This window comes from Brevibacterium permense, from assembly GCF_013280495.1.
GTDB lineage: Bacteria > Actinomycetota > Actinomycetes > Actinomycetales > Brevibacteriaceae > Brevibacterium > Brevibacterium permense.
In genome coordinates, this window is the sequence record NZ_JABSSX010000006.1 from 163,706 (window position 1) to 184,476 (window position 20,771).

A 20,771-nucleotide genomic window follows, 5' to 3' on the forward strand; every position below is an offset into this window, starting at 1 on the left:
ATTGACGAATACGGGAAGGCCAGCGCCACCTCGGTGAGGGTTCACGGGGCATTAACAGCACTCTTGGTTTCAGCCCGGCACGGATGAGTTGCTAGTCTAGAGAGTCGACCAAACCATCGTGAAGAAGGCTTGTACGTGTTTAACTCTCTGTCCGACAGGCTCACCGCGACTTTCAAGAATCTGCGCGGGAAGGGCCGGCTGTCCGAAGCCGACGTCGATGCCACCATTCGTGAGATCAGACGTGCCCTGCTCGACGCCGACGTCGCCCTGCCTGTCGTGCGTGCCTTCACCGGCCGGATCCGCGAGCGGGCGCTGTCCGAGGAGGTCTCGGGCGCACTCAACCCCGGCCAGCAGGTCGTCAAGATCGTCAACGACGAACTCGTCGGCATCCTCGGCGGCCAGACCCGTCGCCTCAACTTCGCCAAGCGTCCGCCGACGGTCATCATGCTCGCCGGCCTCCAGGGTGCAGGTAAGACCACCCTGGCCGGAAAGCTCGCCCACTGGCTGAAGTCCGAGGGCCATCGGCCGATGCTCGTCGCGGCCGACCTGCAGCGTCCCAACGCCGTCAACCAGCTCCAGATCGTCGGCGAGCGTGCCGGTGCCGTGGTCTACGCCCCGGAACCGGGCAATGGCGTCGGTGATCCGATCCAGGTCGCCACCGACTCGATCGAGGTCGCGAAGTCCAAACTCCACGACGTCGTCATCGTCGATACGGCCGGCCGCCTCGGCATCGACGAGGAGCTTATGCAGCAGGCCGCGGACATCCGCAGCGCGGTCAACCCCGACGAAGTCCTCTTCGTCATCGACGCGATGATCGGTCAGGACGCGGTGAAGACCGCCGAGGCGTTCCTCGACGGCGTCGACTTCACCGGCGTCGTGCTCTCGAAGCTCGACGGCGACTCCCGCGGTGGTGCCGCGCTGTCCGTCGCAGAGGTGACCGGAAAGCCGATCATGTTCGCCTCCACGGGCGAATCGATGAAGGACTTCGAGCAGTTCCATCCGGACCGGATGGCCGATCGGATCCTCGATATGGGCGACATCATGACGCTCATCGAGCAGGCCGAGAAGAACTTCGACGAAAAAGAGACCGAGAAGCTCAAGAAGAAGGTCGAATCTGGTGAGGACTTCGACCTCAACGACTTCCTCACGCAGATGGCGGGCCTGAAGAAGATGGGCTCGATGAAGAAGATGCTGGGCATGATGCCCGGCATGAGCCAGTACAAGGAGCAGCTGGCGAACTTCGACGAGCGTGAGGTCGACCGGGTCGAAGCGATTGTGAGATCGATGACACCGCAGGAACGTTCCGACCCGAAGATCCTCAACGGCTCCCGTCGCGCTCGCATCGCCAAGGGCGCCGGCACCACGGTCACCGCGGTCAACCAGCTCATGGAGCGCTTCACCCAAGCGCAGAAGATGATGCGGTCGATGACCCGCGGCGGCGGAATGCCCGGAATGCCCGGTGGCGGAGGTATGCCGCAGATGCCCGGAATGGGCGGAATGCCTGGTGCCGCAGGTGGTAAGAAGAAGAAACCCGCAGGGAAGAAGAAGGGCCGCAAGGGCGGTCAGTCGGGCAACCCGGCCAAGCGTGCGCAGGAGGCGCAGGCGCTGGCGGACAAGAAGGCGGGCAAGACCCAGGACCCGGTCGGCTCGGCCTTCGGCGGAGTCGATCTGGGCAAGGACGAGGACTTCGATCCGGCGAATCTGCCCAAGGGCTTCGGCGGAATCTTCCCAGGTGGCAAGAAGTAGAGCCTTCTGGCACAATTGACTCTTGTACTTTTGCTCTCGGTCCGGGCCCTCTCATCCGCGCCGAAGTGATAGTCCGAGCCGCGGCTTCCAGCAGATCAACCCCACGATTCTTCTGGTACAGCTGTGCACACAGAACACAAAAGGAGACACCACTAAAGTGGCAGTCAAAATTCGTCTGACCCGCATGGGCAAGATCCGTGCACCCTTCTACCGCGTCGTCGTCGCTGACTCGAAGACTCGTCGTGACGGTAAGGCCATCGAACAGATCGGCATCTACCACCCGACCCGTGAGCCTTCGGTCATCGAGATCGATTCCGAGCGCGCGCAGTACTGGCTCGGCGTCGGCGCACAGCCGAGCGACCAGGTCAAGGCTCTGCTCAAGCTCACCGGCGACTGGCAGAAGTTCAAGGGCGAAGGTGAAGCGGTCAACACCGTGAAGCCGCAGCCTGAGAAGGAATCCTACGTGGCCCCGAACGCCGAATCGGTGATCAAGGAAGCCATCACGCAGAAGGGCGGCAAGTCCGCTGAAGCTGCCGAGGAAGCAGCCGAAGCCGCACCTGAGGCCGCTGAAGAAAGCGCTGAAGCCTGAGATGTTGCCTGATTCGCTCGAACATCTGGTCCGCGGAATCGTCGATCATCCCGACGACGTCTTCGTTCGTTCGCGTTCTTCGCAGCGCGGCACGACCCTCGAGGTCCGGGTTCACCCCGAGGACCTCGGCCGGGTCATCGGCCGTGCAGGCAGGACCGCCAAGGCCCTGCGCACCGTGATGAACTCGCTGGCCGGCCGTGAGTCGGTGCGAGTGGACCTCATCGAGGCGTAATTCCAACATCTGAGAGGGGATGCAGCGCACATGCGCTGCGTCCCCTCTCGTGCATTCACTTAACCGTCGCCGACTACACTGGTGGCTGAGCACGGCGGCCCGCCGTACGACCGCAGAAGCGCAGTCACCTCAGTGCAGGGCCGGCCGAACAGACAGCGACAGCAGACTTCGAGGAGCAGTATGGACACGGTGATCGCCCGGCTGGGCAAGCCGCACGGAATCAAGGGCGAGTTCACCGTCGAGGTGCGCACCGACCGACCCGAGGACCGGCTCAATCCAGGGGCGACCTTCGCCACGGATCCCGATATCGGAGAGCTGACGCTGAAGTCGGCGAGGTGGCACCGCGATCGCCTGCTCCTGGCATTCGACGAGGTCCCCGACCGCAACCGCGCCGAGGAGATCCGCAACACCCTCATCCTCGCCGAGGCGGATGAGGACGAAGACGAAACCGACGCCTGGTACCTCGACGACCTCATCGGCCTCAAGGTCTATGAGAATGACGCCCTCGTAGGCGAGATCGTCGACGTCACGAACGGGACCGCCCAGGATCTGCTCCACATGAAGCACACCGCCGGTCACGTTGTGCTCATCCCCTTCGTCACCGAGATCGTGCCCGATGTCGACATCGACTCAGGACGCGTCACCGTCACCCCGCCCGCCGGCCTCTTCGACGCCGAGTGAGCGGACCGTTCCCGATGAATGGCAGCGACACTCCCACCGAGGCTATCGCAACGGACCCGGTGACCCAGGGTGCGACCCCCGCCGCGGCGGGCGGACCGCAGATGTCGATCGATATCGTGTCGATCTTCCCCGAATATCTCGCCGGACTGCAGCTCTCGCTCATCGGCAAGGCCGTCGATCGTGGTCAGCTGAGCCTCGGCGTCCACGACCTGCGGGACTTCACCTTCGACCGGCACAACACCGTCGATGACTCGCCCTATGGCGGGGGAGCGGGAATGGTCATGAAGGCCGAACCCTGGGCGCTGGCTCTCGAGCACATCCTCGCGGAACGCGGCAGCGCTGCGGTGGGTGAAGGTGCGGACGGTGCTCGGACCGCCGGTCCGGCAGCCGGAGGCAAGCCGACGCTCATCGTGCCCAGCCCCGCCGGGCAGGTGTTCGACCAGCGCATCGCCGAGGATCTCGCCGCCCGCGACCACCTCGTCTTCGCCTGCGGACGCTACGAAGGAATCGACCAGCGAGTCATCGATTGGGCCGGGGAGCACTTCGACCTGCTGCCCATGAGCATCGGCGACTATGTCCTCAACGGCGGTGAAGTCGCCTCGATGGTGATGATCGAAGCGGTCAGCCGCCTCATCCCCGGCGTCATCGGAAACCCCGAGTCGCTGACCGAGGAGAGCCACGAAGACGGACTGCTCGAATACCCGATCTATACGAAGCCGGCGTCCTGGCGCGGACGCAAAGTGCCCGAGATCCTGCTCAGCGGCAACCACGCCGCGATCGCCAGGTGGCGACGTGACCGACGTCTCGAACGCACCGCGGATGTCAGACCGGATCTGCTTGAGAAGCTCGATGACCTGAGCAAAGACGACCTGGCGGCGCTCGAGCGGTTTGAGTCTGAGCGCTCAACCGTGACAGAATAGAGCGTCGCGTTTGTTGGCACTCACCTGCTTCAGGGGGATGAGTGCCCACGGTGGCCCGTCGCATCGAATCGGCGGGTCGACGGGGAGAGATCCCGACAGACGATCCAGTTACCGGTTCACCGGTCCGATATGCGTGTCCTCGACCTGAAGCAGAGGCCACAGGAGATACCACAATGCAGAAGCTCGATGTTGTAGATGCAGCCTCGCTGAAGTCTGACGTTCCCGAATTCCGTCCGGGCGACACCCTCAACGTTCACGTCAAGGTGATCGAAGGTTCGCGCTCGCGTATCCAGGTCTTCAAGGGAATCGTCATCCGTCGCCAGGGCGACGGCGTTCGCGAGACCTTCACCGTCCGTAAGATCAGCTTCGGCGTCGGTGTGGAGCGTACCTTCCCGGTGCACTCGCCCAACGTCGACAAGATCGAGGTCCTCACCCGCGGCGCCGTGCGTCGTGCGAAGCTGTACTACCTGCGCGAACTGCGCGGCAAGGCTGCTCGCATCCGCGAAAAGGCCTGATTTGCCCGGCACTGTGGGAGATGATCACACGGTGCCGAACAGACATGAAGACGCGACCTTCGGGTCGCGTCTTCTGTCTTCGGCACGGTTCTGGAAGGCGATCGCGGCGATCGTCGTCGTCATCATCGTGCTCGGCGGATCGATCCGCGGATTCGTCATTCAGCGCTTCACCATTCCGAGTGCCTCGATGGAGCCGACGCTCAAGGTCGATGACTCGATCACGGTGTGGCGCCCGGACGCCCTGCGCGGAGACCTCCAACGTGGAGACATCGTCGTCTTCGACGGCCGCGGATCGTTCGTCGACGATGCGCTGCCCACTCCTCTGCAGAAGATCGGTTCCTGGGTCGGACTCGGCCCTCGGGACGTCTACTACGTCAAACGCGTCATCGCCGTCGGCGGTGACAGCCTCGAATGCTGCGACGCGAAGGGTCGGCTGCTGCTCAACGGCAAGCCGCTGAGCGAAGACTATGCGCCGACCCCCGCCTCGTCGGTGGAATTCTCCATCGAAGTCCCCGAAGGCACCATGTGGGTGATGGGCGACAACCGCAACGACTCCGCCGACTCCAGGTCGCTGCTGGGACGGCCCGGTGGGGGATTTATCCCCACCGACCGGATCGTCGGCCCCGTGATCGGGCACGGATCCTCGATCGACTGAGCGCACACACGGAACTGCGCTGAGGCTGAGTGTGCGGCGAGAGTCGTGCTGATACGCTCGGTTCAGTCCACAGCCGCAGTCCTGGTCCGATGTGAAAGCGAACGAATGATAAGCGAATCCGAAGCTTCCCCGCCGCCCGCCTCGAAACGGTTCGCGCGCGGTCTGCTGGAGACCCTGGCGATCATCGTCGTCGCCCTGCTCATCTCGACGGCCCTGAAGACGTGGGTCGTCCGTTCTTTCTACATCCCGTCCGAATCCATGATGACCACTCTCCAGGTCGATGACCGAGTGCTCGTCAACCAGCTGGCTCACCGCTTCGGACCCGCCGACCGCGGCGACATCATCGTCTTCGACGACCCGGACCATTGGCTCTCGGCCGCCGAGACCGCCGAATACACGCCCAACCCGGTCCTCGAATTCATCGGCTTGGCCCCGGCGGACTCGGGCAATCAGCTGATCAAACGGGTCATCGGCGTCGGTGGCGACACGATCAGATGCTGTGACGCCGAAGGGCGCCTGCTGGTCAACGGCGAACCGATCGACGAAACCTACCTCGATGAGGGCACCGCGCCCTCGGAGGTCGAGTTCGAAGTCACCGTGCCCGAAGGCCATTACTGGGTGATGGGTGACAACCGCAGCAACTCCGCTGACTCCCGGTACCACACAGACACCGACCCGTTCGTGTCCGAGGACGACGTTGTCGGCACCGTGTTCCTCATCAACTGGCCGTTCAAGCACTTCAGCTGGGTCTCCACACCCGACAAGGTCTTCGCAGACGTGCCGGACACCGCCGAGGGACTCAGCGGGAACTGATGGCCGCACGTGGACTGACCGACCTCAGCGTCGAACGGGAACTGCTGAGCGAGGGATTCGGCTACGTCATCGGCGTCGACGAGGTGGGCCGTGGTGCCCTGGCCGGGCCCGTCAGCGTCGGTGTGGCCCTGTTCGATCTGCGCACTCTCACCGCCGCCGAGGTGCCCGCCGGCATCCATGATTCGAAGCAGCTGAGTGCGCAGTCGAGGCAGGAGGCCACCGACCGCGTACGGTCGTGGGCCACCGCCGCGGCGGTGGGATCGACGACGCCGGCCGAACTCGACGAGGTGGGGATGACGATGGCGCTCAACCTGGCCGGACGTCGAGCCATGATCTCGATGCTGCGCGAATGGGCGGGCGCTCGTTCCGACGGACATGGTTCCGGACTTTCCGAGGGGAACAGTTCGGGCAGTGTCGACGTCAACGGCACGGCCGCCTCGGTGAGGGATTTCCCGGACCGGACGATGGTGCTCCTCGACGGCCGACACGATTGGCTTTCGGCCCCACTCACCCTCGATTGCCTGGGGATATTCGGTGACTGCGGCGACCTCGAACTGCCGCCTGTGCGCACCGTGATCAAGGGGGACGGCTCCGTTCCGGCGATCGCGGCGGCGAGCATCGTGGCGAAAGTGGCGCGCGACGAGACGATGATCGCACTCGCGGAGGCCCATCCGCACTATGGTTGGGAATCGAACGTGGGATACGGGACGGTGAAGCACCGACAGGGCATCACCGAACTCGGACCTTGCATCCACCACCGGAGAAGCTTCCGCCTGACCGCGGACTCAGGAGCGAAGGAGGGTCTGTCATGAGCGCCGATGATCTTGACGACTACGAAGCACAACTCGAGCTTGCGCTGTACAAGGAATACCGGGACGTCGTGGGTCTCTTCGCCTATGTCGTCGAGACCGAGCGCCGGTTCTACCTCGCCAACCACGTCGACCTCAAGGCTCACAACGATGCCGGCGACGTGTACTTCGAACTCACCCTGCGCGATGCCTGGGTGTGGGACAGCTACCGGTCGGCACGGTTCATCAAGACAGTGCACGTGCTGACGTTCAAGGACGTCAACATCGAGGAGATCGCGAAGTCCGATCTCGAACCGCCGACGGCGATCCGCGGCTGAGACGGGGCGCGGGGGCCACCGGCGAGCCCTGGGCCCACTCACCCTTGCACCGATCGCTGTGGACGAGGCACTGACTCGACCGTCCTCGGCCTGTGGATGAGTCGGCCTCGTCCACAGGCCCTATTTCTGCTCTTTCCTGAAGTATTGCCGGCATGGTCATCTGACCGGTATGGGACGGATACGAACACCAGGTCGGACACGAACGTCGAAGAGCACACGGACCGTAAAGGGCCTGCGCAAGCAGGCGCTCGGCAGCAGGGGAGAAGACCTTGCCGCTGCGTTTCTCGAAGACGCTGGACTCGTCGTTCTCGAACGCAACTTCCGGTGCCCTCGCGGTGAGCTTGACATCATCGCCCGGGACGGTGACACCGCGGTCTTCGTCGAGGTCAAGACGCGCCGCACGGCCATGCTCGGCTCACCGCTGGAGGCCGTGACCCGAACCAAACTCGCCCGCATCCGCACACTGGCAGGGGTCTGGCTGAGCGGGCAGGACGAATATTTTCCCTCAACGCGCATCGACGCGCTCGGGATCATCATGGAACCACGCGTCCAGTACCTCCACTGCCCGAACATCCAGGTCGACTCGTGAGCGGGGAGACCCTGGGACGGAAGGAACCGCCGGGCGATTCGCTCGATCCGCCGGAGTCGGTTGATCCGCCGGAGCTGGTCGAGCCGGCCGAGGCTGAAGTCGAACCGACATCGTCGGCGCACATCATCGGGCGGGCCTCCGCCGTGGCCCTGTGGGGACTGACCGGGAAGATCGTGTCGATCGAAGCCAGCGTCAGCGCGGGCCTGCCGGGAATCGACATCGTCGGACTGCCGGATGCCTCGGTGAGCGAATCACGCAAGCGCCTTCGCGCGGCCCTGTCCTACCTCGGCAAACCAGTCGCCACAGAACACCTGACGATCAACCTCACCCCGGGAACGGTGCCGAAGATCGGCACCGGATTCGACCTCGGCATCGCTGTCGCCGTGCTCAGAGCACTCTCGTTGATCTCCAACGACGACACCGGCAGCGTCATCCACTGCGGTGAGATCGGGCTCGACGGCAGAATCCGTCCCGTCACCGGGGTGCTCCCGTCCCTGCACACAGCGCTGCAAGCTGGGCTCGACCGCTTCGTCGTCCCCATCGGCAATGCCGATGAGGCGGGACTCATCGGACGGGCACGAATCCTCCCGGTCGCCTCGCTGGCCGAGGTGGTCAATGCCTACGGAGGATCGATGGCCGTACCCGCACTGCCTGCCGTCCTCGAAATGGATCGGCCCGTCCCCGTGAACCCGGAACTCCACGACCTCAGCGAAGTCCAAGGACAGGCCGAAGGACGTTTCGGCCTCGAAGTCGCCGCGGCAGGTGGCCACAACCTGCTCATGCGCGGAACACCCGGAGCGGGCAAGACATTGCTGGCCCAATGCCTGCCCGGAATCCTGCCGCCGCTGAACGACGACGAAGCTGTCGAAGTCGCCACCGTCCGATCTCTGCGCGGAGAACTCGACGGCAGCGACGGACTCGATCACCGCCCGCCGTTCGAGGCACCCCATCACCGCAGCACCGCCTCGGCGCTCATCGGCGGACGCCGCCCCGGAACGGTCGGAGTCCTCAGCCGAGCCCACCGCGGGGTTCTGTTCATGGATGAGGCACCCGAATTCTCACGCGATGTGCTCGAAGCCCTGCGACAGCCGATGGAATCCCGTCGCGTCCACATCCACCGCGCCTGGGGATCGATGGTGCTTCCGGCATCCTTCCAGCTCATCATGGCCGCAAACCCCTGCCCCTGCGGAGTCGGGATGGCCGGCGCCGGCGGGGACTGCCGGTGCACCCCTCTGGACAAACGCCGCTATCGCAATCGGCTCTCCGGACCGCTGCTCGACCGCGTCGACCTGCAGCTTGAGCTCTTCCCCGTCTCTCCCGCCGACATCCGGCTCGGCGGAGACCAGGAGACCAGCACCACGGTGGCCGCCCGCGTACTCGACGCACGGAAGCGACAGGCAGAACGCTTCGCCGGCTGCGACTGGAGGCTCAACGCCGAAGCGCCCGGAACCTGGCTGCGCGAACACTTCGCACTCACACCGAAAGACCTGACGGACCTGGACCGGGCACTCGACACCGGCCGGATCACCATGCGCGGCTATGACAGGGTGCTGCGCGTGGCAACAACTCTGGCCGACCTGGCGGGAAAGCAGGGTCCCGACCCCGACACGATGAGAACGGCGCTCGCCTTGCGGACACAGGAGTCATGACCGTGAACACACATGAGGACGTACGCATGGCCATCGCCTCACTGCTGCGCATCGGTGAGCCAGGCGACGGACTGCTCAAAAGACTCGTCGACGGAATCGGCCCGGTCGCCGCTCTGACGATCATCACGGCCGTCGGTCGCGGTGAGACCACCGCACACGATGCCGTCCAAGGCCTGGCCGACACCGGTACCGAAGCGGCCGAACACAGTCAGCTGCCAGCAGCCATCGACCGGTGGGCTGTGCGAGCCTGCGAAGCCGACGCGGTCGGGAGCGACCTGGACAAGATCGCGAGAATCGGCGGCCGACTGATCATTCCCGATGACGATGAGTGGCCCCGAATGCTCGACGACCTCGGCCCTGCAGCACCGCTGGGCCTATGGGTGAGAGGAGCAGCCTCCCTCAGCGCCGCACTGACTCGTTCCGTAGCCGTGGTCGGGGCCAGAGCAGCCAGCAACTACGGAACCAAATGCGCCTCTGACCTTGCGTGGGATCTTGCCGCTCGCGGAATCACCGTCGTATCCGGCGGTGCGTTCGGCATCGATGCGGCCGCCCACCGTGCCGCCATCGCCCGGGAATCGCCGACGGTGGCGTTCATGGCCGGGGGAGTCGACCGCTTCTACCCGGCGGCGAACGCCGAACTGTTCGAACAGATCCTCGCCACCGGTGCCATCGTGTCTGAGACTGCACCCGGAATGACGCCGATGCGCCACCGGTTCCTGCTGCGCAACCGACTCATCGCCGCCTCGTCGCAGGTGAGCGTCATCGTCGAAGCCGGCTGGCGCAGCGGGGCACTCAACACCGCCCGGCATGCCCTCGAACTCTCCCGCCAGGTCGCGGCCTTCCCCGGGCCCGTGTACTCGGCGTCCTCGACCGGAGCACACAAGCTCCTGCGCGAACACGAAGCGGAACTCGTCACCTGCAGCGACGATGTCATCGCGCTCATGGACGATGGCACCCCGGCACTCTTCGACACGGCCGTGCTCAGTGCTGCTGCTGGGAGTGGAGAACGCCCGCCGTCTCTCGATCCCCGCGAAGGGCTCGACGAGCGGGAGAAGATCTGTCTGAATGCGCTGACCGTGTCGAAGCCGCTCGACGTCGGCACCATCGCCTCCCGGGCAGGGCTGACGATCGCGGATGCGCTCAACTCTCTCACTGCGCTCGACCTGGCCGGATTGGCCGCACGCCGCGACACCGGATGGGTGAAGCTGCGGAAACCGGGTGGCTGAACACTGCGCCAACCGATCGGCCTGTCCGGCGATGTACGCGCGGCTGCACTCCGGCTCCATGATTGTGCACATCCACCCGCGTATCCTGGGGACGTGAGCACATCATCGACCGTCGCCGAGGTGGTGTCCGGCTATGCCGACCACCTGCGGTCTCGTGACGTCTCCGAACACACTGCTCGTGCCTATGTCGCTGACGTCTCCGACTTCCTCGATCACGCCGTGCACTCGACGAAGCTCCGACAGGGGAGCGGAGACGGACAGTCCGCGAAGTCATCCGGCGCACGGATCGACATCGCTGCTGTCGAACTCGATGATCTGCGGTCCTGGCTCATCGCCCTCGACGATGCCGGTGCCGCGAAATCGACGGTGGCTCGCAAGATCGCTGCCGTGCGCTCCTTCTTCGCCTACGGTGTGAGCAATCTGGGACTGCCGAACAACCCGGCCGCCCGTCTGCGGACTCCGAAGAAGGACTCCCGGCTGCCCACGGTGCTCAAACCTCAGCAGGCCGCCGACCTCATCTCCGCCGCCGAGAACCACCGAACCGGAGTCACCGGCGTGGGGCGGAGACGGAAAGGGGGAGTCGCCGACAACGGCATGGATACGAGTGGCTTGATGGCAGACGACTCCTCGACGAGCGACCCGGCGGCAGCTGACGCCACGACGGGTGATTCCGCACGGCACGGCAAGAACGATCCGCTCGATGCTGCCAAACGCATCCGCGATGCCGCAATCCTGGAAATGCTCTACGCTACCGCTGTGCGCGTCTCGGAACTGACCGGACTCGACCGCAGCGACATCGATCACCGCGCATCGATGATCACCGTGCTCGGCAAGGGCAACAAAGAACGTCGCGTCCCGTTCGGGACCTCGGCACGCAGAGCCCTCGACGACTGGCTCGCCGCCCGCGAACTGTTGACCGGTCCTCACAGCGGCGACGCACTGTTCCTCGGCGTCCGCGGGGGACGCATCGGCGCCAGGCAGGTGCGCGAACTCGTTCACCGCTACGGATCCGACGACCCCAGCGCCCCGGACATCGGACCACACGGACTGCGACATTCTGCGGCCACACACATGCTCGACCGCGGTGCCGACCTGCGTCAGATCCAAGAGCTGCTCGGCCACTCCACGATGAGCAGCACCCAGATCTACACTCAGGTATCCATGCAGCGTCTGCAGGACACCTACCGGCGAGCACACCCGCGAGCCTGAGCGATTGACGGAGCGGTCCCTCGCCTCACGGATCAGCCCCTGCCCGCCCTGCCAAAAGCTTTCTCACGGTTTATTTGTTGAAAACCGGCAGAATGCCCGTAGCATTGGTCACATGGCAGAGACACTATGGGATTGGCTCGGGGAACACCTGGCGGTCGACGTGCTCAACACCGTGCAGCGTCGAGGCGATGTGACTCATGAACTTCTCAACGAGCCGCAAGATCTTTCTTCGTGGTTGGGACATCAGGCCCATCGAGCGCCGGTGCCCGAGCCGGTTGACGTCGAGCTTCTGGAAGAGTTCGTGGCGGTTCGGGATGCGGCGCTGAATCTGGCGAGAGCGAGCGTGAAAGGCCGACTGCTGCCGGGCGCTGATGTCGAGACGATCAATGTCATCGCTCGGCGATCGATCTCCTGAGCGATCCGAATCTGCGTGATCTGAGCTTCTGTGACGCACCGAGCTGTGGCCAGTACTTCCACCGGTCTCGACCCAACCAACGGTGGTGCTGCGCTCGCTGCGGCGATCGCGCCCGATCGGCCCGGTCCTACCGGGGATCACGGCGATGATGCCTGATCTTGTGGGATTCCTCGTCGTCGTCATGATTGCCTACGTCATCCCCGGCCCGGACTTCTTTATCATTCTTCAGTCCTCAGCTTCCGGCCGACGGGCTGGACTCAGCGCGGCGATCGGTGCCCAGACGGGCCTGGCGGTGCATATGCTGTTGGCGGTCTTCGGCCTCTCGGCTCTGTTGGCGAAGTCGGCTATGGCGTTCTCGATAGTCAAGGCTGCCGGTGCCGTTTACCTAATCTGGCTCGGCATCCGCATCATCTGGTCCAGCCGAAAAGGCAGAGCGCAGTCTGACGGTGACGACCAGTCGAGAAAGAGCGGAAACGATCGACCTGACGAGACGGCAACCGGACTCCGGGACGGTTTTCTCCGGGGGCTGCTTACCAACCTCCTCAACCCGAAGGCTGTGGTTTTCTTCGTCAGCGTCATCCCTCAGTTCGTCGACCCCTCGGGGTCCGCTGTCGATCAGATTCTGCTGCTCGGCACGGTCGATATCGTCATCGGTGTGCTCTGGTGGTGTGCCCTGGTCCTGCTGCTGCAGAAGTTCGCGAGTCTCCTGAAGCGAACGACCGTGCGCAGATGGTGGGACCGGGCTACAGGCTCGCTCCTCGCTACTGCCGGCGCAGTCTTGGGGTACACCGTGGCAACGTCAAAGGCGATCTGATCGGTCCTGACCTACTTCCGGAACTCCCAGTGCCAGGGTTCGGGCAGGGATCCCGTCTGCCGTGCCCAACCTGGATGGATCCACCCGAACTTCGGCGCATTCGCCCGCATCCACTGGTGCTGCGCGGTGCCGAAGGAATTGATCCCGCTGCCGAGGTCGACTGCCAGCGCCCACCCGTGATTCGACGTTCCCGGTGTCGCCGCCATCCGCCCCTTTCGCCGTTTGAGGATCACCTGCGTGGCGTAGTCCCGGTAAGCATCGGTGACCGAGATCGGGGCGCCGAACCGAGCCTCGAACGCCGTCGAGAGTTGATCGAAAGCCGCTTGAGCATCGCAGCGCAGCATCTGCCCGGGGGCCGACTCCAACTGACACATCGCCGAGGCGGGAATCCGCCCATTGCTGTGACCGCCCCACGCTCCGGCGCCGGAGGTGGCCGAATCTCCGCCGCCTTTCGGCTCCTTCGCAGGCTTCCGTGACAGAGGCAGAAGTGCCGACTGCTCCTGGCCGAAGAACTTGCCCGGATCGACGTACCTCTTATCGCTCGCGGCCGGCCATGCTCCGATATGCAGACACGAACGCTGACAGTGGCCACCGCTTCCCACCGTGCCGATCTTCTCGCCGTCGGCAAATCCCTCATCCTTCTTTAACGACGTCGCGGCCGGCTGGAACGTGAGCACATGATCGGACTCGGTGAGGATGCTGACGGTCGCAGTCCCCGCCACCGTGCCGGCAAAGCGGATCGTCCCTTCCGTCGGTGCCCGCAGCGGCTCGCCCTCGACTGCGAGCACGTCGATCCCGCGATGCCCCTTGAGCCACGGCTTGTCCGGAGGATCGAAGGCTTCGATGATCTCCATCGCCGGCACCGGTGTGACCCAATTCGTCGGAGCACTCCTCTGCAGGCTGCTCTGTGTCCGAGCCGATGCAGCCCCGGAGGCTGCGCTCGCCGCCGGGGGAGTGCCCGTGAGCACAAGTGCCGCTGCGATGATCACGGCAAGGAGCAGTTCCTGCGATGAGACTAGTCTTAAGCGTCTCGTTCGTTGATGGAACAGCAGGCGGAGACGATCGAACGCGAAATGAGTCATGGGAGCATGCAAACCCCTAGTACACGGTCGTGTCACCCGTGAGAATCACTGCTGTGGACGGGCCACCTCCATCCACAAGTCAACGACGTTCGAGTGCGGCGACCGTCCACAGGAAGCGATGGCCGAGTGCACCGAATCGATGGCGATCCGGCTCCCCACGGCAGACGGGACCCTGCGCTCCGGAGCTCGCCCACACCCATCGATCCCCACCCGTCGACGTACGAGTCGGTACGACGATACGGCCCGGTGGGCTGCCTCGGCGGAGGATCGATCTCGATTGGAAATGACTTGCCCAGCCGGGATAGACTTAAGCTCAGCAGAAGCGTGTCTTCTGACTACGCGTATCCGAATTCTTCTCCTTCCCATGGTGCAGGCAGCCGTCAGGTGTGCCTGTGGGGCGGACGAACCGGGTACCAGGAATCAACCGAAAATGTCATCGACGCATCCCGTCGATCGAATCGATGCGGACCTTTAAGGGTCCGCCTTGAGAACGATCGACGCGCGCGTGACGTAAAAGCACCCTGAGGGTGCACAGAAAGGAGGGCGTCGGCATGGCCGTCGTCACCATCCGCCAGCTGCTCGACAGCGGCGTTCACTTTGGACACCAGACCCGTCGTTGGAACCCGAAGATGAAGCGCTTCATCTTCACCGAGCGCAACGGCATCTACATCATCGACCTGCAGAAGTCGTTGGGCTACATCGACAACGCCTTCGAATTCGTCAAGGAGACCGTGGCCCACGGCGGCTCGATCCTCTTCGTCGGCACCAAGAAGCAAGCCCAGGAATCCATCGCTGAGCAGGCTCAGCGCGTGGGCCAGCCCTACGTCAACCAGCGTTGGCTCGGCGGTATGCTCACGAACTTCCAGACCATCTCGATGCGTCTGCGCCGCCTCAAGGAACTCGAAGAGATCGACTTCGACGACGTTGCAGGTTCCTCGCACACCAAGAAGGAACTGCTCATCCTGCGTCGCGAGAAGGACAAGCTCGAGAAGACCCTCGGCGGCATCCGCGACATGCAGCGCACCCCGTCGGCCGTCTGGATCGTCGACACCAAGAAGGAACACCTCGCGGTCGACGAAGCCAAGAAGCTGGGCATCCCGGTCATCGGCATCCTCGACACCAACTGCGACCCGGACGACGTCAACTACCCGATCCCGGGCAACGACGACGCCATCCGCTCCGTCTCGCTGCTGACCCGCGTGGTCGCCGACGCCGTTGCCGAGGGCCTCATCGCCCGCCACTCCTCGGACGACGCGAGCGGTGAGAAGAACGTCTCCGCCGTCGAGCCCATGCCCGAGTGGGAGCGCGAGCTCCTCGAAGGCAAGACCGAAGAGAACGGCACCGAGGCTGCTGCCCCGGCCGAAGAAGCCGCTCCTGCTGCTGAGGCTGCACCTGCGGCCGACGCCGAGAACGCTGAAGCTGCTCCGGCCGCTGAAGCCGCCGACTCCACCGAGTCGACCGAGTCCTGATTTCGTTTAACTCCACCATCCTGAGGAGAAAGAATGGCAAACTACACTGCCGCTGATATCAAGGCACTGCGCGAGAAGACCGGCGCCGGAATGATGGACGTCAAGAAGGCTCTCGACGAGTCCGACGGCGACCAGACGAAGGCCATGGAGGCCCTGCGCATCAAGGGCCTCAAGGGCGCCACCAAGCGCGAGGGCCGCTCGACCTCCGACGGTCTGGTCGCGACCTCCGTCGAAGGCGGAGTCGGCACCATGATCGAGCTCAACTCGGAAACCGACTTCGTTGCGAAGTCCGAACCGTTCGTCAAGCTCTCCGAAGAGGTCCTCGAGCTGGCCGTGGCCAACAAGGCCGATTCGGCCGAGGCACTCCTCGCCGCTGAGACCGACGGCAAGCCCGTCTCCCAGTTCATCACCGAATCCGGTGCCTCGCTGGGCGAGAAGGTCGAACTGCGTCGCGTGGGCCGTCTCGAAGGCTCCAAGATCGCCTCCTACCTGCACCGCACCAACAAGGACCTGCCCCCGCAGGTCGGCGTGCTGCTGGCATTCGAAGGTGACGACGAGACCGTGGCACACGATGTCGCCGTGCACATCGCCGCTATGGCCCCGAAGTACTTCTCCCGCGAAGACGTTCCCGCCGACCTCGTCGAGAATGAGCGTCGCATCGCCGAAGACACCGCGAAGAACGAAGGCAAGCCCGAACAGGCTCTGCCGAAGATCATCGAAGGTCGCGTCAACGGCTTCTTCAAGGAGAACTGCCTGCTCGACCAGGGATTCGCCAAGGATCCCAAGCAGTCCGTGGCCAAGGTCCTCGAGGCCGCTGGCGTCAAGGCAACCGGCTTCCTGCGCTACCGCGTCGGAGCCTGATACACCACTGACCGCGAAGCAGACAGATCTCTGCTTCCCAGGTTCACCGAGTGAGTGAGAACTCACCCGAGGAGCGGGGTCGGACCAATCGGTCCGGCCCCGTTTTTCGCTAAACTGACCCAGACGCCCGATCACAGTGACGATCCCACCGGGTACAGACCTGCCCGCACGGAAGAAGGACTCCATGACAAGCACCCCTGTTCACGAATCCAGCTACGCCAGCCGCGCGGTGCGCACTCATCGCCGCCGCGTTCTGCTCAAGCTCTCCGGCGAGGTCTTCGGCGGCGGCAAGATCGGCGTCGATCCCGACGTCGTGGCCGCAGTCGCCCGCGAGGTGGCTCCCACCACCGAGGATGTCGAGGTCAGCATCGTCGTCGGCGGCGGCAACTTCTTCCGCGGAGCCGAGCTCTCCCAGCGTGGCATGGACCGCACCCGTGCCGACTACATGGGCATGCTCGGTACCGTGATGAACTGCCTGGCACTGCAGGACTTCCTAGAACAGACGGGTGTCGACACCCGCGTGCAGACCGCGATCCCCATGTCGCAGGTCGCCGAATCGTATATTCCCCGTCGCGCTATGCGGCACATGGAGAAGAACCGCGTCGTCATCTTCGGCGCCGGCGCCGGACTCCCGTACTTCTCCACCGACACCGTGGCCGCCCAGCGCGCACTTGAAGTGCATGCCGATGAGGTCCTCATCGCCAAGAACGGTGTCGACGGCGTCTACACCGCCGACCCCAAAGTCGACCCGAAGGCCGAGAAGATCTCCGAGATCAGCTACCAAGACGCCCTGCAGCGAGGCCTCAAGGTCGTCGACGCGACCGCCTTCAGCCTGTGCATGGACAACAAGCTGCCGATGCACGTCTTCGGTATGGAAGGCGAGGGCAACCTGCGCAAGGCCATCATCGGTGAGAAGATCGGCACGGTCGTCCGCTGAGACCCACCCCACCGAGGCGGTCCGACGCTGAATGCAGGCGGGTTCTCACGGCGGGGGACCGCCTTCGCCGAGACGGTCGGCCGTCTGGTATCCACGCAGGTGAGAACACCCCTGCGCTGCTTCGGTGCGGCATTTTTCAGTGATGACCCATAGAATGAACCCAAAGCTTTAAGAAGAGGGAAAGAGGCAACCGTGATTGAAGAGACACTGGCCGAAGCCAGAGAGAAGATGGACAAGGCCGTCGAATTCACGCAGGAGGACTTCGCGTCGATCCGCACCGGCCGTGCCAACCCCGCACTGTTCGCCGATATCGAGATCGACTACTACGGGGCTCCGACACCGCTGCAGCAGCTCGCCTCGTTCCAGACGCCCGAGGCACGCACGATTCTCGTGACCCCCTACGACAAGGGCACGCTGACCGATATCGAGAACGCTCTGCGCAACTCCGACATCGGCGCGAACCCCGCCAACGACGGCAACGTCATCCGCGTCGTCCTCCCGGACCTCACCGAGGAACGCCGCAAGGAATACGTCAAGATCGTCAAGGGCAAGGCCGAAGACGGCAAGGTCTCCATCCGCAACATCCGTCGTCAAGCCAAAGAGACGCTCGAACGCATCAAGAAGGACGGCGAAGCCGGCGAGGACGAGGTCAATCGCAGCATCTCCGAGCTCGACGATCTGACGAAGAGCAAGGTGGAAAACGTCGACAAGCTGCTTGCGCAGAAGGAAGCTGAGCTGCTCGAGGTCTGATGATCGCCGTGACAGGGTCCGACAGCCCCGCAACGGATCCGGCTCCCCTCGGGGAGCCGGATCCGTCAGGCGAGGCCGCGCGGGTTGAGACCCCTTTCCCGAAACGTCGAGACCTGCGCAACTCGGACAAGCCGTATTCGCCTGACGACCGGGAATCGAATCCGACCGCCGAGGCGGCTGCGACCGATTCCGAACCTGAACCGAAGGATTACGGTCGAGCCGGACGCAACCTGCCGGCCGCGATCGGCATGGGACTGCTCATCGGCGGCGTGGTGCTCGCGTCTCTGATCTTCCTGCCGATCTCGTTCCTCTTCATCGTCCTCGTCGGCATCGTCGCCGCAATGTGGGAGCTGGCCAACGCTCTGTCACGTTCCGGCTCCCTCGTCTCCCGCGTGCCCACCATGGTGTCGGCGGCCTGTATGGTCGTGGCCACGTTCATCGGGGGCCGCGAAGCGCTCTGGGTGACCTTCGCCGCCAGCGCCGGAGCAGTCATGCTCTTCACGATGGTCGAGCGCCGGAAGAACGCAGTCAAAGACGTCTCGCTCTCCCTCTTCGCTCTCACCTATGTCGGCCTCATGGCCTGCTTCATCGTCTACATCCTCACCCAGCCGGACGGCAACTTCTACGTCATCATCTTCCTCGCCGCGGTCGTCGCCTCCGACACCGGCGGCTACGTCTTCGGCGTGCTGTGGGGCAAGCATCCCATCGCCGCGCGGATCTCGCCGAAGAAGTCCTGGGAAGGCTACCTCGGCTCGACCGTCTTCGCCGCGGTGGTCGCAACGGTCCTCGCCGTCACCGTCGTCGATGCTCCGTTCTGGACCGGTCTGGTCATCGGTGCCGTCATCCCCGCTTTCGCCACTCTGGGCGACTTCAGCGAATCGATGATCAAACGCGACCTCGAACTCAAGGACATGGGCACCCTGTTGCCCGGCCACGGCGGCGTAATGGATCGACTCGACTCGATTCTGCCGACCGCTCCCGTCGCGCTCGTTCTCTTCTCGGTCCTGCCCGGCTACCTCTGACCGGCCCGCCGACTCGGTTACCCGGCTGCTTCTGACCCTGTCCGGTTCGCACCTGCCCGACGTGGCGGCTCACACACGACAGCCGTGCAACGAACATGAGACAATGGCCGTGTGAGTTCTCAACCAGGCAGAAGGCAGACCAGGCCCGTCGTCGAACATGCCGACGGCACGACATCGAAGACCCCGATGCGCGATGGCCGTCCCCTTCTCAATTTCAAGTCCGCACGGGTCAAGCAGCCTCCTCAGCATCTGGCTGATATGACGATGGACGAACGCATCGACGCGGTCACGGAGATGGGACTGCCCGCTTTCCGGGCCAAGCAGATCTCCACCCACTACTTCAGCCACTATGTCACCGACACCGAGGCGATGACGGACCTGCCCAAGGACAAGCGGGCAGAGATTCAGGAACGGTTCTTCCCGCATCTGCTCACCGAAGTGCGCCGCCTGCGCACAGAGAACGGCGACACCATCAAGTTCCTGTGGCGCCTCTTCGACGGGGCACTCGTCGAATCCGTGCTCATGCGCTACCGCAACCGGGTCACCCTGTGCGTGTCCAGCCAGTGCGGCTGCGGAATGAACTGCCCGTTCTGCGCCACCGGCCAGCAGGGGCTGACCAGGAACATGTCCACGGCCGAGATCGTCGAACAGGTCGTCCGCGCCAACCAGGTCATCGCCGCCGGCGAACTCGCCGAAGCCCCGAAGTCGGATATGCCCGGTGCCGGAGAGACCGCGCTCGGCGCGGAGGCCGATGATGACGAAGCGGCGGGAGAAGCCGGATTCGACGGGGAGGTCACGGCCGCCTCGGCGAGAGGCCCCGAACGGGTCTCGAACATCGTCTTCATGGGCATGGGCGAACCCCTGGCCAACTACAAGCGAGTGATGAACGCGGTGCGCCGGTTCGTCGGACCGAGCCCCGAAGGACTGGGCATGTCGGCCAGGCGGATCACGATCTCCACAGTCGGACTCGTGCCCGGCATCAACAAACTCGCCGCCGAGGACATCCCCGTCACCTTCGCCCTCAGCCTCCACGCACCCGATGACGAACTGCGCGATGAGATGATCCCGGTCAACACGCGCTGGAAGGCCGACGAGGCCATCGACGCGGCTTACAACTACTACCAGGTGACCGGTCGGCGGGTGAGCATCGAATACGCGCTCATCAAGGACATGAACGACCACGCCTGGCGTGCGGAACTGCTGGCGAAGAAGCTCAACGCCCGCGGACGCGGCTGGGTCCACGTCAACCCGATCCCGCTCAACCCGACCCCGGGGTCGGTGTGGACGGCCTCCGAACCGGAGGTCGCCGACGAATTCGTCCGCCGCCTCATCGATCAGGGCATTCCGACGACGATCCGCGACACCCGCGGCTCCGACATCGATGGCGCCTGCGGACAGCTCGCCGCAGCCGACTGATCGACGCCCGTTTCGGCAACTGCCGACCGCGGCAACGCAAATTCTGCGGCTTCCA

At 64.3% G+C, this 20,771-nt stretch carries 23 protein-coding genes; 22 read left to right on the forward strand and 1 reads right to left on the reverse strand.

Going from position 1 to position 20,771, the window contains the following annotated elements:
* The first annotated feature begins 135 nt into the window (after positions 1–135).
* From ffh to HK353_RS10795, 16 genes are all read left to right on the forward strand, one after another.
* The gene (ffh, locus tag HK353_RS10720) at positions 136–1,746 is read left to right on the forward strand and encodes a signal recognition particle protein (protein WP_173155975.1); all 1,611 of its coding nucleotides are present in this window, start codon (positions 136–138) and stop codon (positions 1,744–1,746) included.
* Positions 1,747–1,903: 157 nt separating this feature from the next.
* Positions 1,904–2,335 carry a 30S ribosomal protein S16 gene (rpsP, locus tag HK353_RS10725; protein ID WP_173155977.1) on the forward strand — a complete coding sequence of 144 codons (432 nt, stop codon included), beginning with the start codon at positions 1,904–1,906 and terminating at the stop codon, positions 2,333–2,335.
* 1 nt (position 2,336) lies between these two features.
* The gene (locus HK353_RS10730; RefSeq protein WP_173155979.1) at positions 2,337–2,567 is read left to right on the forward strand and encodes an RNA-binding protein; all 231 of its coding nucleotides are present in this window, start codon (positions 2,337–2,339) and stop codon (positions 2,565–2,567) included.
* 180 nt (positions 2,568–2,747) lie between these two features.
* Positions 2,748–3,248: a ribosome maturation factor RimM gene (rimM, locus tag HK353_RS10735; RefSeq protein WP_139468810.1), complete on the forward strand. Its 501-nt coding sequence runs from the start codon at positions 2,748–2,750 to the stop codon at positions 3,246–3,248.
* Positions 3,249–3,349: 101 nt separating this feature from the next.
* A complete protein-coding gene (trmD, locus tag HK353_RS10740; RefSeq protein ID WP_173156063.1) occupies positions 3,350–4,168 on the forward strand; it encodes a tRNA (guanosine(37)-N1)-methyltransferase TrmD in 819 nt (272 codons plus the stop codon).
* Between the two features lie 173 nt (positions 4,169–4,341).
* The gene (rplS, locus tag HK353_RS10745; RefSeq protein WP_025777317.1) at positions 4,342–4,683 is read left to right on the forward strand and encodes a 50S ribosomal protein L19; all 342 of its coding nucleotides are present in this window, start codon (positions 4,342–4,344) and stop codon (positions 4,681–4,683) included.
* Between the two features lie 31 nt (positions 4,684–4,714).
* Positions 4,715–5,338, forward strand: a complete 624-nt coding sequence (gene lepB, locus HK353_RS10750; protein ID WP_173155981.1) for a signal peptidase I — start codon at positions 4,715–4,717, stop codon at positions 5,336–5,338.
* A 105-nt stretch (positions 5,339–5,443) separates the two neighbouring features.
* A complete protein-coding gene (gene lepB, locus HK353_RS10755; RefSeq protein ID WP_173155983.1) occupies positions 5,444–6,151 on the forward strand; it encodes a signal peptidase I in 708 nt (235 codons plus the stop codon).
* Positions 6,151–6,963, forward strand: a complete 813-nt coding sequence (locus HK353_RS10760) for a ribonuclease HII (protein ID WP_173155985.1) — start codon at positions 6,151–6,153, stop codon at positions 6,961–6,963. The genes lepB (HK353_RS10755) and HK353_RS10760 overlap by 1 nt, the downstream gene beginning before the upstream one ends.
* Complete coding sequence (locus HK353_RS10765) at positions 6,960–7,277, forward strand: DUF2469 domain-containing protein (RefSeq protein WP_025777313.1); 318 nt, start codon at positions 6,960–6,962, stop codon at positions 7,275–7,277. Before HK353_RS10760 ends, HK353_RS10765 begins: the two co-directional genes overlap by 4 nt.
* A gap of 169 nt (positions 7,278–7,446) precedes the next feature.
* Complete coding sequence (locus HK353_RS10770) at positions 7,447–7,866, forward strand: YraN family protein (protein ID WP_173155987.1); 420 nt, start codon at positions 7,447–7,449, stop codon at positions 7,864–7,866.
* Positions 7,863–9,515 (forward strand): YifB family Mg chelatase-like AAA ATPase, encoded by a 1,653-nt coding sequence (locus tag HK353_RS10775; protein WP_342589891.1) that lies wholly within the window; start codon positions 7,863–7,865, stop codon positions 9,513–9,515. The genes HK353_RS10770 and HK353_RS10775 overlap by 4 nt, the downstream gene beginning before the upstream one ends.
* On the forward strand, positions 9,512–10,741 hold the full coding sequence (gene dprA / locus HK353_RS10780; RefSeq protein ID WP_173155989.1) for a DNA-processing protein DprA: 1,230 nt from the start codon (positions 9,512–9,514) through the stop codon (positions 10,739–10,741). The genes HK353_RS10775 and dprA overlap by 4 nt, the downstream gene beginning before the upstream one ends.
* A 93-nt stretch (positions 10,742–10,834) precedes the next feature.
* On the forward strand, positions 10,835–11,950 hold the full coding sequence (locus HK353_RS10785) for a tyrosine-type recombinase/integrase (RefSeq protein WP_173155991.1): 1,116 nt from the start codon (positions 10,835–10,837) through the stop codon (positions 11,948–11,950).
* 112 nt (positions 11,951–12,062) lie between these two features.
* Positions 12,063–12,365 (forward strand): ABATE domain-containing protein, encoded by a 303-nt coding sequence (locus HK353_RS10790; RefSeq protein WP_173155993.1) that lies wholly within the window; start codon positions 12,063–12,065, stop codon positions 12,363–12,365.
* A gap of 148 nt (positions 12,366–12,513) precedes the next feature.
* Positions 12,514–13,179 carry a LysE family translocator gene (locus HK353_RS10795; RefSeq protein WP_173155995.1) on the forward strand — a complete coding sequence of 222 codons (666 nt, stop codon included), beginning with the start codon at positions 12,514–12,516 and terminating at the stop codon, positions 13,177–13,179.
* An 11-nt stretch (positions 13,180–13,190) separates the two neighbouring features.
* Here HK353_RS10795 and HK353_RS10800 read toward each other — a convergent pair whose 3' ends face one another.
* Positions 13,191–14,168, reverse strand: coding sequence for a D-alanyl-D-alanine carboxypeptidase family protein (locus HK353_RS10800; RefSeq protein ID WP_342589892.1), 978 nt, complete (start codon positions 14,166–14,168; stop codon positions 13,191–13,193).
* A 644-nt stretch (positions 14,169–14,812) separates the two neighbouring features.
* On the opposite strand from HK353_RS10800, the gene rpsB reads away from it, so the two are divergent.
* The 6 genes from rpsB (at position 14,813) to rlmN (ending at position 20,716) form a co-directional block, all read left to right on the forward strand.
* A complete protein-coding gene (rpsB, locus tag HK353_RS10805) occupies positions 14,813–15,730 on the forward strand; it encodes a 30S ribosomal protein S2 (RefSeq protein ID WP_101544634.1) in 918 nt (305 codons plus the stop codon).
* 33 nt (positions 15,731–15,763) lie between these two features.
* Positions 15,764–16,591 carry a translation elongation factor Ts gene (tsf, locus tag HK353_RS10810; protein ID WP_173155999.1) on the forward strand — a complete coding sequence of 276 codons (828 nt, stop codon included), beginning with the start codon at positions 15,764–15,766 and terminating at the stop codon, positions 16,589–16,591.
* Positions 16,592–16,775: 184 nt separating this feature from the next.
* Entirely contained in the window at positions 16,776–17,528 is a 753-nt protein-coding gene (pyrH, locus tag HK353_RS10815) for a UMP kinase (protein ID WP_173156001.1), read from the forward strand.
* Positions 17,529–17,720: 192 nt separating this feature from the next.
* A complete protein-coding gene (gene frr / locus HK353_RS10820; RefSeq protein WP_173156003.1) occupies positions 17,721–18,278 on the forward strand; it encodes a ribosome recycling factor in 558 nt (185 codons plus the stop codon).
* Positions 18,278–19,300 carry a phosphatidate cytidylyltransferase gene (locus HK353_RS10825; protein WP_173156005.1) on the forward strand — a complete coding sequence of 341 codons (1,023 nt, stop codon included), beginning with the start codon at positions 18,278–18,280 and terminating at the stop codon, positions 19,298–19,300. Before frr ends, HK353_RS10825 begins: the two co-directional genes overlap by 1 nt.
* Positions 19,301–19,486: 186 nt before the next feature.
* Entirely contained in the window at positions 19,487–20,716 is a 1,230-nt protein-coding gene (gene rlmN, locus HK353_RS10830) for a 23S rRNA (adenine(2503)-C(2))-methyltransferase RlmN (RefSeq protein WP_173156067.1), read from the forward strand.
* Positions 20,717–20,771: the final 55 nt, after the last annotated feature.

Coding starts and splice junctions, on each gene's coding strand:
- HK353_RS10730 (WP_173155979.1), top strand. CDS start 2,337: ATGTTGCCTGATTCGCTCGAACATCTGGTCCGCGGAATCGTCGATCAT.
- rimM (WP_139468810.1), top strand. CDS start 2,748: ATGGACACGGTGATCGCCCGGCTGGGCAAGCCGCACGGAATCAAGGGC.
- trmD (WP_173156063.1), top strand. CDS start 3,350: ATGTCGATCGATATCGTGTCGATCTTCCCCGAATATCTCGCCGGACTG.
- rplS (WP_025777317.1), top strand. CDS start 4,342: ATGCAGAAGCTCGATGTTGTAGATGCAGCCTCGCTGAAGTCTGACGTT.
- lepB (WP_173155983.1), top strand. CDS start 5,444: ATGATAAGCGAATCCGAAGCTTCCCCGCCGCCCGCCTCGAAACGGTTC.
- HK353_RS10760 (WP_173155985.1), top strand. CDS start 6,151: ATGGCCGCACGTGGACTGACCGACCTCAGCGTCGAACGGGAACTGCTG.
- HK353_RS10765 (WP_025777313.1), top strand. CDS start 6,960: ATGAGCGCCGATGATCTTGACGACTACGAAGCACAACTCGAGCTTGCG.
- HK353_RS10770 (WP_173155987.1), top strand. CDS start 7,447: ATGGGACGGATACGAACACCAGGTCGGACACGAACGTCGAAGAGCACA.
- dprA (WP_173155989.1), top strand. CDS start 9,512: ATGACCGTGAACACACATGAGGACGTACGCATGGCCATCGCCTCACTG.
- HK353_RS10790 (WP_173155993.1), top strand. CDS start 12,063: ATGGCAGAGACACTATGGGATTGGCTCGGGGAACACCTGGCGGTCGAC.
- HK353_RS10795 (WP_173155995.1), top strand. CDS start 12,514: ATGCCTGATCTTGTGGGATTCCTCGTCGTCGTCATGATTGCCTACGTC.
- rpsB (WP_101544634.1), top strand. CDS start 14,813: ATGGCCGTCGTCACCATCCGCCAGCTGCTCGACAGCGGCGTTCACTTT.
- tsf (WP_173155999.1), top strand. CDS start 15,764: ATGGCAAACTACACTGCCGCTGATATCAAGGCACTGCGCGAGAAGACC.
- pyrH (WP_173156001.1), top strand. CDS start 16,776: ATGACAAGCACCCCTGTTCACGAATCCAGCTACGCCAGCCGCGCGGTG.
- HK353_RS10825 (WP_173156005.1), top strand. CDS start 18,278: ATGATCGCCGTGACAGGGTCCGACAGCCCCGCAACGGATCCGGCTCCC.
- rlmN (WP_173156067.1), top strand. CDS start 19,487: ATGCGCGATGGCCGTCCCCTTCTCAATTTCAAGTCCGCACGGGTCAAG.